This is a genomic window from Streptomyces sp. NPDC005805 (assembly GCF_040630445.1).
Classification (GTDB): Bacteria; Actinomycetota; Actinomycetes; order Streptomycetales; family Streptomycetaceae; genus Streptomyces.
Map to the genome: position 1 here is coordinate 1 of NZ_JBEXXN010000004.1, position 12734 is coordinate 12734.

The window sequence follows — 12734 nt, forward strand, 5'->3', positions numbered from 1 at the left end:
CCCCCCCCGCGCAGCGCGCGAGGGCGGGCCAAGGGACGGGCGAATGTCAGGGGCTCAGCGCAGCGTCACGGCAGCCACGCGCGCCACGTCGGCTCGTTCGCGTCGACCCACTTCTTCGCCGCCTCCTGCGGAGCCAGCTTCTGTTCCGCGATCATGAGGGAGACCTCGTTCTGCTCCTTCTCCGTCCAGCGGAACTTCTCCAGGAACGCGGCCGCGTCGCCGCCCTTCTCCGTGAAGCGGGTGTTGAAGAACTTCTGGAGGGGGGTGTGCGGGTAGGCGCAGGCCACCTTGTCCGGGTCGGCGTCGCAGCCCTCCTTGTACGGCGGGAGCCTCACCTCCGTCATCGGGACCTTCTCGAAGAGCCACTGCGGCTTGTACCAGTACGACAGGAACGGCTTCTTCGCCTTGGCGAACTGCTGGATCTGGGTGATCTGCGCCGCCTCGGAGCCGGCGAAGACGACCTGGTAGTCCAGGTCCAGGTTCTTCACCAGGGCCTTGTCGTTGGTGACATAGGACGGCGAGCCGTCCAGGAGCTGGCCCTTGCCGCCGCTCTCCGCCGTGCGGAACTGGTCGGCGTACTTGTTGAGGTTCTTCCAGTCGGTGACGTCCGGGTGCTTCTCGGCGAAGTACGTGGGCACGAACCAGCCGATGTGGCCGGTGACGCCGAGGTCGCCGCCCCGGGTGATGGTGCCCTTGTCCTCGATGTAGCGCTGCTCCTGCTCCGGGTGGCCCCAGTCCTCCAGGATGGCGTCCACCCGGCCCTGGCTCAGCGCGTCCCAGGCCGGGACCTCGTCGATCTGGACGGTGTCGACGCGGTAGCCGAGTTCCTTCTCCAGCAGGTACTGCGCGACGGCGACGTTCGCCTGCGCGCCCACCCAGGACTGCACGGACAGCGTGACCGTCCGGGCGCCCTCGGCGGCGGCGTAGGGCGAGGTCTGCTTGGTCATGTCGGCCGCGCCGCAGCCGGTGAGGACGGTCAGACCGAGGGCCGCCGCGGCGACCCGGAGGCGGTCCGGGATACGAGCCATGTCAGGCCCCCTTTCCGGCAGCGGACCCGGCGGTCGCGGCAGGCGCACGCCCCGCCTCCCGCCGCTCGGTCGGCTGCGTGACGCGGTCCAGCATCAGGCCCAGGCAGACGATCGCCGCGCCCGCGACCAGACCCGTGGCCAGGTCGCCCTGGGCGAGGCCGAAGACGACCTCGTAGCCGAGCGCGCCACCGCCCACCAGGCCGCCGATGACGACGACGGCGAGGACGAGGACCACGCCCTGGTTGACGGCGAGCAGCAACGCGGGCCGGGCCAGCGGAAGTTGGACCTGGAGGAGCTGCTGCCGCCCGGTCGCGCCGAGGGAGCGCGAGGACTCCATCGCGGCCGGGTCCACGGCCGCCATGCCCTGCGCGGTGATACGGACGACGGCGGGCAGGGCGTACACCACGGCGGCGGCGACCGCCGGGGCCCGGCCGACGCCGAAGAGCGCCACCACCGGGATCAGGTACACGAACTGCGGCATGGTCTGGAAGACGTCCAGGACCGGGCGGAGCGCACGCCCCAGCCGCGCGCTGCGCGCGGCGGCGATACCGGTGGCGAAGCCGATGACCAGGGTGACGGAGACGGCGGCCAGCACCTGGGACAGGGTGTCCAGGGCGGGCTCCCAGACGCCGAGGACGCCGATCGCGGCCATCGCGAGGACGGCGGTGGCCGCCGTGCGCCACGTCCCGATCAGCAGCGCGAGGGCGCCGGCCAGCAGCAGCACGGACCACCAGGGCAGCCAGGTCAGCCCGTCGCGCACCGGGTCGAGGACCCAGGTGGTGAAGCGGGCGGCCCAGTCGGCGGTGCCGCCGATCACGGGCACCCCTGTGTAGAGGTGCGCGGTCATCCAGTCGACGGCACGGTTGACGGGCTCGGCGATGGCGACGGTCCAGGCGTCCGGCCAGGCGAGGCGGTCCGCGAACCGTCCGGCGAGGGCGGCGGCCAGGGTCACGGCCGCGGCGATCACCCAGCCGGTCCGGGCACCCCGGGCCGGGGCCTCGCCGAGGCGTTCCCCGGCCGCGCCGGTGACGCGGTCCAGGACGACGGCGAGCAGCACGATCGGGATGCCGGCGGCGAGGGCCGCGCCGACGTCGACGGAGGCGAGGGCCTGGTAGACCCGGTCGCCGAGGCCGCCCGCGCCGATCACGGAGGCGATGACGGCCATGGAGAGGGCCATCATGATCGATTGGTTGAGCCCGAGGAGGAGTTCCTTGCGGGCGAGCGGCAGCCGGGCGGTCAGCAGCCGCTGGCGCGCGGTCGCGCCGAGCGAGGCGGCGGCCTCCATCACCCCGGCGTCCGCGCCCCGCAGCCCGAGGGCGGTGAGGCGGGCCATGGGCGGGGCCGCGTAGATCACGGTCGCGAGGACGGCGGCGGGCACGCCGATGCCGAAGACCAGGACGACGGGCAGCAGATACGCGAAGGCGGGCAGCACCTGCATGGTGTCGAGGACCGGCCGCAACGTGCGGTGGGTGCGGTCGGAGAGGCCCGCGGCGAGCCCGAGGAGGCCGCCGAGCAGAACGGACGCGGTCACCGCGACCACCATGAGCGCAAGGGTCTGCATGGTGGGCACCCACATGCCGAGCAGTCCGCAGGCGGCGAACGCGGCGATGGAGGTGAGGGCGAGGCGGACGCCCGCGACACGCCAGGCGATCACACCGGCGGCGGCCGTGACGCCTGCCCAGCCGGCGGCGAGGAGCACCAGGTAGACGGCGCGGACCGCGAGGACGACGGCGTTGCTGATGTGCCCGAGGACGTAGAGGAAGAGGGGGTGGCTGTCCCTGTTGTCGATGATCCAGTCGCTGGCGCTGCCGAGCGGGCCGGAGAGGTCGACGGCCATCCGGCCGGGCCAGGTGCCGCCGCCGACGAGGACGGCGCCGAGGAGCAGGAGAACGGCGAGGCCGGCGCCGATCAGCCGGGTGCGGTGCCGGGCCAGGGAGCCGAGGGCTCCCGCGGCGGTCCCGGTGGCGGCGGCCGGTGTGGGCGTGGGGGTCGCGGTGGCGCTCATCGGCCCCACCGCCCGGTGCCGGGGACGGGGGCGGGGCGGCCCGGCGGGGGCCAGGTCGTATGGGAGTGCATCAGGCGGCCGCCTTCCCGGTCGGGGCCGGGACACCGGCGACCACGCCGAGCAGGCCCGCGTGGTCGACGACGCCCAGGCAGCGTCCGCCCTCGACGACCCGGGCGGACTCGCCGGTGCGGGCGACCGCCTCGATGGCCTCGTGGACGGTGGCGTCCGGCGCGAGGGCCGGGCCGGTCTCGCTCTCGCCGGCCGAGGCGGGGCGCATGGCCGCGCGGACGGTCATGACCTGCTCGCGCGGCACGTCCCGGACGAAGTCGCGGACGTAGTCGTCGGCGGGCGAGCCGACGATCTCCTCGGGGGTGCCGAGCTGCACGATCCGGCCGTCGCGCATCAGCGCGATCCGGTCGCCGAGGCGCAGCGCCTCGTTGAGGTCGTGGGTGATGAAGACCATGGTGCGGCCCTCCTCCCGGTGCAGGCGGACGACCTCCTCCTGCATGTCCCGCCGGATCAGCGGGTCGAGGGCGCTGAACGGCTCGTCGAAGAGGAGCACCTCGGGGTCGACGGCGAGGGCGCGGGCGAGGCCGACGCGTTGCTGCTGGCCGCCGGAGAGCTGCCCGGGGCGGCGGTCCTCCAGGCCCTCCAGGCCGACCTTGGCGACGAACTCGGCCGCCCGCGAACGGCGTTCGGCGCGGCCGACGCCCTGGATCTCCAGTCCGTAGGCGATGTTGTCCAGGACGGAGCGGTGCGGCAGCAGGCCGAAGTGCTGGAAGACCATGGCGGCGCGGTGGCGACGCAGTTCGCGCAGCCGGCCCGCGTCCATGGAGAGCACGTCCTCGCCGTCGATGGCGAGGGCGCCGGAGGTGGGCTCGATCAGCCGGGTCAGGCAGCGCACCAGGGTGGACTTGCCGGAGCCGGAGAGGCCCATGACGACGAAGACCTCGCCCTTGCGGACGTCGAAGGAGACGTCCCGGACGGCGGCGGTGCAGCCGGTGCGCTCGCGCAGCTCGGTGGCGTCCAGGGCGGCGAGGGCGGGGTCGCCCGGGACGCGGTCGGCCTTGGGTCCGAAGACCTTCCACAGGTTGCGGACGGTGAAGACGGACGGCGCCGCCGCGGGTGCGTCGGGTGCGGTCGTGGTGCTGCTCATCGGTTCGTTCCTCCCAGCAGGTCCGCGCACTTCTCCCCGACCATGAGGACGCCGATCATCGGGTTCACGGCGGTCATGGTCGGGAAGACGGACGCGTCGGCGATCCGGATGTCGGTGAGGCCCCTGATGGTGAGGTCGGGGGCGACGACGGCGAGTTCGTCGTCGGCCGCGCCCATCCGGCAGGTGCCGGCGGGGTGGTAGACGGTGTGCGCGACCTTGCGCGCGTACTCGCTCAGCTCCTCGTCGGAGGTGACCTCCGGCCCCGGGCAGACCTCGCGCTTCAGCCAGCCGGCCAGCGGTTCGCGGGCGGCGATCTCCCGGGCGATGCGGATGCCGTCGACGAGGGTGCGGCCGTCGTAGTCGTCCTCGTCGGTGAAGTACCGGAAGTCGAGGGCGGGCTTGGCCTCGGGGTCGGCGCTGGTGAGGTAGAGGCGGCCGCGGCTGCGCGGCTTGGGGATGTTGGGGGTCATCGACACGCCGTGCGGGGGCCGTTGGTAGCCCAGGCGCTCGGGGTTGTCGGTGAAGGGGATCTGGTAGAAGTGGAACATCAGGTCAGGGCCCTCGGACTCGGGGTCCCGGCGGACGAACAGGCCCGCGTCGGAGTCCATCGCGGAGTTCTCCGGGATCGGCCCGTGGGTCTCCCAGACGATGACCGACTCGGGGTGGTCGAGCAGGTTCTCGCCGACGCCCGGCAAATCGTGCACCACCGGGATGCCCAGCTTCTCCAGGTCGGCGCGGGGGCCGATGCCCGAGTGCAGCAGCAGGCGCGGGGTGTCCACCGCCCCGGCGCACACCAGGACTTCGCGCCGGGCGCGCACCAGGCGCTCGGCGCCGTCCTTGGTGCGCACGTGCACGCCGGTCGCCCGGGTGCCGTCCAGCTCCAGGCGGAACGCCCAGGTCTCCAGGGCGATATGGAGGTTGGGGCGGTCCAGGAACGGGTGCAGATAGGCGACCGAGGCCGAGGAGCGCTTGTTGTCCTCGGGGTGGTAGGCCAGGTCGAAGAAGCCGACGCCCTCGTGGAAGGGCTGCCGGTTGAAGCCCTCGACGCGGGGCACGCCGAGGGCGCCCTGCGCGGCGTCGACGAAGTCGCGGGCGATGGCGTTCCGGTCGGCCTCGTCCACGGGGACGATGTTGTTGCGGAGCCGGGCGAAGTACGGGTCCATGGCGGCCGCGTCCCAGCCCTCGGCGCCGGCCTCGGCCCACTCGTCCCAGTCGGAGGGGAGGGGCTTGAAGGCGATCAGGGTGTTGTGGGAGGAGCAGCCGCCGAGCACGCGGGCGCGGCTGTGGCGGATGTGCGAGTTGCCGCGCGGCTGCTCGGTGGTGGGGTAGTCGTAATCCAGTTCGCCGCCGAGCAGGCCCATCCAGCGGCGCAGGGTGAGGACGTCGTCGCGGCCGACGTCGCTGGGGCCGCCCTCGATGACGGCGACGGTGGTCTCCGGGTCCTCGGTGAGCCGGGAGGCGATCACCGAACCGGCGGTGCCGCCGCCGACGATCACATAGTCGTAGACCTCGGGGTGCTGTGCGTCCGCAGGGGTGTTCGCGGACGTGTCCGTGGTGCTCATGTGCGGTTGTCCCTCTCCCCGTTCAGCCCGCGAACCAGCGCACCGGGCGCGGAGCGAGGTTCTGGTAGATGTGCTTGGCCTCGCGGTACTCGGCGAGACCGGTGGGGCCGAGTTCGCGGCCGGTGCCGGACTTGCCGAAGCCGCCCCACTCCGCCTGCGGCAGGTAGGGGTGGAAGTCGTTGATCCAGACGGTCCCGTGACGCAGCCGGCCGGCGACGCGGCGGGCGCGGCCGGCGTCGGAGGTCCAGACGGCCCCGGCGAGGCCGTACTCGGTGTCGTTGGCGAGGGCGACGGCCTCGTCCTCGGTCGTGAAGGTCTCGACGGTGAGGACCGGGCCGAAGACCTCCTCGCGGACCACGCGCATCTCGCGGTGGCAGTGGTCGAGGACGGTGGGCCGGTAGAAGTAGCCGGGCCCGTCGGGCTTCTCGCCGCCGGCCCGCAGTACGGCGCCCTCCTTGAGGGCGGAGGCCACGAAGTCCTCGGCGCGGGCGAGCTGGGCGGCGGAGACCAGCGGGCCGCACTCGACGCCCTCGTCCGTGCCCCGGCCGAGCCGGATCTTCTCGGCGCGGCGGGCGAGTTCGGCGACGAAACGGTCCCGCAGGGACTCCTCGACGATCAGCCGGGAGCCGGCCGAGCAGACCTGGCCGCTGTGGATGAAGGCGGCGTTGAGTGCCTGGTCGACGGCGGTGTCGAAGCCCTCGGGGGTGGCGCAGGCGTCGGCGAAGACCACGTTGGGGTTCTTGCCGCCGAGTTCGAGGGCGACCTTCTTGACGGTGTCGGCGGCCGCCTTGGCGACCTTGGTGCCGCTGGCGAGCCCGCCGGTGAAGGAGACCAGGTCGACGTCGGGGTGCTCGGCGAGGCGGGCGCCGACGGTGGCGCCGGGACCGGTCACGATGTTGGCGGCGCCGAGCGGCAGTCCGGCCTCCATCAGCAGCTCGATCAGGGCGACGGTGGTCAGCGGGGTGATCTCGCTGGGCTTGATCACGAAAGTGTTGCCGGCGGCGAGCGCGGGTGCGATCTTCCAACTGGCCTGGAGCAGCGGGTAGTTCCAGGGCGTGATCATGGCGCACACGCCAACGGGCTCGTGCACGACGACGCTGTGGATCTCCTCGGAGCCGGCGTCCACGACCCGGCCGCCGCTCTCGTTCGTCACGAGGTCGGCGAAGTACAGGAAGGCGTCGCGCACGCAGTCGACGTCGACCCGGCCCTCCTCCAGGGTCTTGCCCGCGTCCCGGCTCTCCAGGGCGCCGATCCGCTCGCGGTCGCGCTCCAGCAGACCGGCGACCCGGCGCAGCAGGGCGGCGCGCTCGGCGACCGGGGTGCGCGGCCAGGAGCCGTCGTCGAAGGCGGCGCGGGCGGCGGCCACCGCGTCGTCGGTGTCCGCGACATCACCCTCGGCGACGACGGCGAACACGGTCGCGTCGACAGGGTCGATGATCTCGCGCGTGGCGCCGGAGACGGCTGCGCGCCACTCTCCGCCCACGTGGATGGTCTGTTGTGCTGCCGACACGTCGCTTATGGCCTTTCGTTTCCTTTACGTCCCCCAACCGGGCGCGAACCCGGCGGCTTGGCCACCTGCCCCCGGGGCGAAAATCCATGCGCAATGATTGACGGAAAGTGGCCCTCCTCACGTTCGGATACCGGAACCGACCAGTCCGCCCGAGCCCGCACGGAACGCGATCCACCGGTCCGGCGGCACCCCTAGCCGGACCGGGACACCCCGGGGCTCCTCCGTCCACGCCCCTGGAGCCGCGCCCTCCGCGACCCGCCGCCAGAACCGGGCCGCGCCCGTGTTCGCCTCCTGGAACGGGATCTCCCACCGGCCCGGATGGGCCGCCAGCACCTCCCGCACCGCCCGCATCCCGACCCCGCCCCGGCGCAGCCCGCGCACCACGAAGAAGGCGCTCAGCACGGCCCCGGAAGCGGGTCCGGAGCCGGAGCCGTCCTCGGCCCCGCCTCCGTCCAGCACCCGGACCAACGCGAAGCCGACCGGACTCGGGCCGCTCAGGAACAGGAACAGCGCCCGGTCCGGATTCCCGAAGGCCGCGTCCAGCCGCTCGGTGCCGTACAGCCCGCCCGGTCCGGGCGGGAACCCTCCCTGGTACGCGGCGAGATCGTGCCGGAAGAGCTGCCACAGCCGCTGCAGCACCGCCCGGTCCGCCTCCCCGGCGCCGCGCACCACGATCGCGTCCGCGGTCTCCTGGGCGTCCATCCGGCCGTCCTCCATGCGTCGCTCCACTCGTCCTCGCCCTTTGTACGACCCGCGCGGTGGCGGCGAATTCACGTTGCCCGGCCGGGTGTTCGCCGTCTACCGTCCCGGGCATCGACGTGTAGCTCAGTCAGTCAGAGCGCCGGGCTCGGGACCCGGAGGGCGCGGGGGCGGAACCCGCCACGTCGGCTTATGGACAACCACGCTGACCAGCAGCTCCCGAGCGCGTCGACGTCGTACGCGCAGAACGAACTGGCCCGCGCCTTCACGACCGCGCTGACCCATCGCGACCCCGCCGCACGGGACCGCGCCGAGACGCGCGTCGAGCGGTGGCGCCAGGTCCTCGCGGGTATGGCGGACGGACGCCTGCGGATCGGTTCCCGGACGCCCGTCGCCGGTCTGCCCGCCTGGGTCACCCCGCAGGTCCTGCGCGGCGGCTTCGCCACCGGGGAGCCCGCCGCCGGCGGCCCCCTGCTGCCGTACGAGACCGAGGCGGCCCGCCGCGCGGGCGTCCCGGCGGACCGGCGGTCCCTGTTCGCCCACTACCTGACCGGGGACGGCCTCACCGAGCTGTGGCGGCTGCTGGACACCGGCCGCTACACGGTCGCGCTGCCGGAGGAGGCCGCGCTGCTCACCGTCGCCTGGCTGGTCCGCGCGGGCGAGACCGACGCGGCGCTCGAACTCGTCCGCGCCCTGGAGCCGTTCGCCGGGCGGCTGCGCTTCCTGGCCCGCCCGTCCGACGCGCCCCTGCCCGGCGCCCGCGCGGTGCACCGGATCAGCGCGGACGACGCGGGCCGGGCGCTCGCCTCCCGGGGCCCGCGGGCCCGGATCGAGACGCAGCGCGAATCCCTGGCGGTCTGGCAGCCGTTCGCCGACGAGCTGCTCGCCCACTGGCTGGAGGTCCTGGACCCCGACGGCAGCGCCCGCTCCCCCGAGTACGGCGCCGAGTGGCGGGAGCGCGGCGCGGAACTCCTGCGCCGCTACCGCGTCCTGGCCGCCGAGCACACCCGGTGCACCAAGCACCGCCGCCCCGAGGAGAACCCGGCGATCCTCCGCGCGGCGCTCGCGGAGGCCGTCGCGGGCCGTCCCCTGGACGCCCGGCGCGCCGGACTGCTGCGGCACGCCGTCGCGTCCATGGTCCGCAAGCGGGGCGTCCCCGGCTCGGCCCGGCACGGCACGCTCCGCGGCGAGCAGGCACGGCAGGCCGCGCTGCCCGCGCACCATCTGCTGGCCGGGCTCGTGGTCCGCCGGCTCTCCGAGGTGCCCCCGGGGTCCGGCGTCCCCGACACCGCGCCGTTCCTCGCGCCCGTGAGCGACGAGGAGGCGGCACAGTGCGGCCTGCCCGCCGGCGCCGCCATCCCGCCGGGCATCCGCGCGACCGTCGAGTCCGCCCTCAGCGCGCCCGTCGCCACCCTGGTGGAGCGGGGCGTGGTGCCGTCCGCCGAGGTGCTGGCCGAGCTGGTGCCCCAGCTCGTCGCCGTCACCACCGCGGAGGCGTACGGGGACGAGACCCTGCGCGCCCTGATGGCCGCCGGGTACCGGGCGTTCCGCAACCGGCGTTCCCTGCTGCTGCTCGATCTGGAGCGGCAGGTGCGCCCGGAGGAACTGCCGTGGGTGCGGGCGGTGGCCGGGCACCGGAACGCCGGGGCGTCGGCGGAGGAGCCCGCGCGGGCCGCGCTGCGGGAGCTGGGGGAACTGGCGGTGCAGGCGTTCCCCGCGACGATCCTGCCGAACCCGCTGGTGCGGGAACTGTCCGTGCTGGCCCGGCAGGCGGATCTCGGCGTGCCGTTCACCGAGGAACTGGCGGCGGACATCTTCATGGGCACCTTCGGCCCGAAGTTCCTGGTCGCGGCGCGGGTGGCGGCGGAGCTGCTGCACGGCACCCTGTACGAGCGGTACTACGGCATCGACTACACGGCGGTGCGCAACCTGGCGATCACCGAGGCGGGCCGCGCCGCCCGGCACACCCACCGCGCCCGGACCTCGCCCGAGTTCGCGCGCCTGTGCGTCGACCGGGCGGGAAGCGGCACCGGTCCCCCGGTGGCGGCCAACGGCACGGTGATCGAGCAGGCGCAGATCCTGACGACGCACAATCTGGCCGTGCTCGTCGGCCGGGTGGGCATCGCCCCGCGGCCCGGCTTCGACGACCTGGCCGTGCGCTGCTTCGAGGCGGTGTGCCGGCTCACCGGCCGGGTGCACGGCAACCCGCGCCCGCTCGCCACGATCAAGGACGCGGCGTACGCGTGGCGGCAGTTGGTGTTCCATCTGTCGCTCTGCGCCGACGAGGAGCGGGCGCAGGCGCTGGCCGGGCTGCCGGAACGCGCCGCCCGGCACCCGGCACATGTGGCGGCCCGGCTGGCACCGGCGCTCGCGGGCCTGCGACTGGTCGCCGCCGGCGGCGCGTTCGGGCCGGACGGCACGGCGGACGGCGGACGGGCGCGGCGGCTGCTCGGCTGGACGACGGGCCGCCACTGGCTGCGGGAGGAGCCGGCCGCGGGGCGCGCCACCGCCCGGTGAGACGGTGGGACGGCGCCGCCCCCGGCGGCCGGGAAGGCCGCCGGGGGCGGGACGTGCGTACGCGGTTCGACGCGACGTGCGCGGTGCGTCAGATGACGTGAGCGGTACGTCAGATGAGGCCGAGCTCGCGGACGGCCGCGCGCTCCTCCTCCAGCTCCTTGACGGAGGCGTCGATGCGCGCGCGGGAGAACTCGTTGATGTCCAGGCCCTGGACGATCTCGTACGTGCCGTTCTTGGTGGTGACCGGGAAGGAGGAGATCAGGCCCTCCGGGACACCGTAGGAGCCGTCGGACGGGATGCCCATGGAGGTCCAGTCGCCCTCGGCGGTGCCGTTGACCCAGGTGTGGACGTGGTCGATGGCCGCGTTGGCGGCGGAGGCGGCCGAGGACGCGCCACGGGCCTCGATGATCGCGGCGCCGCGCTTGGCGACGGTCGGGATGAACTCGTCGGCCAGCCACTTCTCGTCGCTGACGACCTCGGCGGCGTTCTTGCCGGCGATCGTGGCGTGGAAGATGTCCGGGTACTGGGTCGCCGAGTGGTTGCCCCAGATGGTCAGGCGCTTGATGTCGGCCACGTCGGCGCCGGTCTTCGCGGCGAGCTGCGAGATGGCGCGGTTGTGGTCGAGGCGGGTCATCGCGGTGAAGCGCTCGGCCGGTACGTCCGGCGCGGCGGCCTGGGCGATGAGGGCGTTGGTGTTGGCCGGGTTGCCGACGACCAGGACCTTGATGTCGTCCGCCGCGTTGTCGTTGATGGCCTTGCCCTGCGGCTTGAAGATGCCGCCGTTGGCGGAGAGCAGGTCGCCGCGCTCCATGCCCTTGGTGCGGGGACGGGCGCCGACGAGGAGGGCCACGTTCGCACCGTCGAAGGCCACGTTCGGGTCGTCGGTGATGTCGATGCCCTTGAGGAGCGGGAAGGCGCAGTCGTCGAGCTCCATCGCGGTGCCCTCGGCGGCCTTGAGACCCTGCGGGATCTCCAGCAGACGCAGCTTGACCGGCACATCCGCGCCGAGCAGGTGCCCGGAGGCGATGCGGAAGAGCAGCGCGTAGCCGATCTGGCCGGCCGCGCCGGTCACGGTGACGTTGACGGGAGTGCGGGTCATGGCGATCTCCGTATGCGAGCTGGCGGTGGGGGCAGCGCTGCCCCTCGTACGGGATGTCCGGTCCACGCCGGCTGAATCTTGACGTGAAGAGACTTCCAGCGGTCAGGCTATCCGACACGGCAGGGTGGTCGCCCGCGCCCCCGTGTGGCGCGGCTCACCGGCACGGGGCGGCCCGGCGGCCCGGGTTGTCCGCGCGCCGGGCGGCGCGCTCGGTAGCCGAACGATCACACGATGGCGGAATGGTCACTTCCGTGCCACAGCGGACGGCCGTCCCTTGAACACCCTTGGCGCGTCCATGACTCTGGACACACGACGGCGCCCGTCATCCCTCGGGGGAGAGGACGGGCGCCGTCCACATCCGGCGGCCGGGTCGTCGTACCAGGTCGGAGCCGTGCCGCGCGCTCCGGTGCGGACCCCCGCCCATCAGCCGCGTCAACAACCCTGCGGGTCGATACACCTAGCGGATCGTGAAGTGGACCGCGTCCTCCAGGATCGGGATGTCGAGCCACGGTTCGGGCTGCGCCACCAGCGCGAGCAGAACGATCGCCCCGCCCAGCACGCCGTACGTGATCATGTCCGTGAAACGGGAGCGGACCGCGAGCATCCCCACCGACGGGAGCACCCGGCGCAGGACCGCGCCGGTCAGCAGCGCGACCCCGATGACGATGGCGCCGACCCGGAAGGCGTCGGCGAACGCGTCCGTGCCGACGATCAGCAGACCCACGCCGGTCGCACCGAGGACGGTGAGCAGCGGCCACTGGCGCGCGGGCGCGGGGGCGTCACCCGGCGCGGCCCGGCCGCCGCCCTCGGGACGGGCGGTGTCCAGGGTGACGGCGGGCGGGCGGCGGGAGCCCGAACCCGGGCCCGCCGCCTTGTCGCCGCCGGCCGCGTCGGCGGTGTCCCCGGAATCGGCTGCCGTCCGGCCCGAGTCGGCCGTCGTCCGGCCCGAGTCGGCTGCCGTCCGGCCCGAGTCGGCCGTCGTCCGGCCGGAGTCCGCTGCCGTCCGGCCGGAGTCGGCCGTCGCACCGCCGGGGTTGCCGGGACCAGCCGTCCCGCTGGAGTCGCCGGCCCCGGCGTCCTCCCGCGTGCGCTCCGGGACCGGCGCGGCGGCGTCCACCCCCGGGTGCTCGTTCGTGCCTGCGCCCATGGCCCCGGCTC

At 74.1% G+C, this 12734-nt stretch carries 9 protein-coding genes and 1 tRNA gene; 2 read left to right on the forward strand and 8 right to left on the reverse strand.

All coding sequences use genetic code 11. The annotated features are described in order from the left end of the window. Positions 1-65: 65 nt before the first annotated feature. From ABZ457_RS03680 to ABZ457_RS03705, 6 genes are all read right to left on the reverse strand, one after another. Positions 66-1028: an ABC transporter substrate-binding protein gene (locus ABZ457_RS03680; protein ID WP_359153492.1), complete on the reverse strand. Its 963-nt coding sequence runs from the start codon at positions 1026-1028 to the stop codon at positions 66-68. 1 nt (position 1029) lies between these two features. Then, positions 1030-3033, reverse strand: coding sequence for an ABC transporter permease subunit (locus ABZ457_RS03685; protein WP_359153494.1), 2004 nt, complete (start codon positions 3031-3033; stop codon positions 1030-1032). 70 nt (positions 3034-3103) lie between these two features. After that, complete coding sequence (locus tag ABZ457_RS03690; protein WP_359153497.1) at positions 3104-4189, reverse strand: glycine betaine/L-proline ABC transporter ATP-binding protein; 1086 nt, start codon at positions 4187-4189, stop codon at positions 3104-3106. Further along, positions 4186-5751, reverse strand: coding sequence for a GMC oxidoreductase (locus ABZ457_RS03695; RefSeq protein WP_359153499.1), 1566 nt, complete (start codon positions 5749-5751; stop codon positions 4186-4188). The genes ABZ457_RS03690 and ABZ457_RS03695 overlap by 4 nt, the downstream gene beginning before the upstream one ends. A gap of 22 nt (positions 5752-5773) precedes the next feature. Further along, positions 5774-7261 carry an aldehyde dehydrogenase family protein gene (locus ABZ457_RS03700; protein ID WP_359153501.1) on the reverse strand — a complete coding sequence of 496 codons (1488 nt, stop codon included), beginning with the start codon at positions 7259-7261 and terminating at the stop codon, positions 5774-5776. A 117-nt stretch (positions 7262-7378) separates the two neighbouring features. Continuing rightward, positions 7379-7990: a GNAT family N-acetyltransferase gene (locus tag ABZ457_RS03705; protein WP_359153503.1), complete on the reverse strand. Its 612-nt coding sequence runs from the start codon at positions 7988-7990 to the stop codon at positions 7379-7381. A gap of 85 nt (positions 7991-8075) precedes the next feature. Between ABZ457_RS03705 and ABZ457_RS03710 the strand changes: the two genes are divergently transcribed. Continuing rightward, positions 8076-8149 (forward strand) — tRNA-Pro (locus ABZ457_RS03710). 3 nt (positions 8150-8152) lie between these two features. Continuing rightward, the gene (locus tag ABZ457_RS03715) at positions 8153-10477 is read left to right on the forward strand and encodes a hypothetical protein (RefSeq protein ID WP_359153505.1); all 2325 of its coding nucleotides are present in this window, start codon (positions 8153-8155) and stop codon (positions 10475-10477) included. A 109-nt stretch (positions 10478-10586) separates the two neighbouring features. Here ABZ457_RS03715 and ABZ457_RS03720 read toward each other — a convergent pair whose 3' ends face one another. Together ABZ457_RS03720 and ABZ457_RS03725 are read right to left on the reverse strand one after the other, a co-directional pair. After that, positions 10587-11576: a malate dehydrogenase gene (locus ABZ457_RS03720; protein ID WP_359153507.1), complete on the reverse strand. Its 990-nt coding sequence runs from the start codon at positions 11574-11576 to the stop codon at positions 10587-10589. A gap of 457 nt (positions 11577-12033) precedes the next feature. Then, the gene (locus tag ABZ457_RS03725) at positions 12034-12723 is read right to left on the reverse strand and encodes a DUF3017 domain-containing protein (RefSeq protein ID WP_359153509.1); all 690 of its coding nucleotides are present in this window, start codon (positions 12721-12723) and stop codon (positions 12034-12036) included. Positions 12724-12734 lie beyond the last annotated feature (11 nt).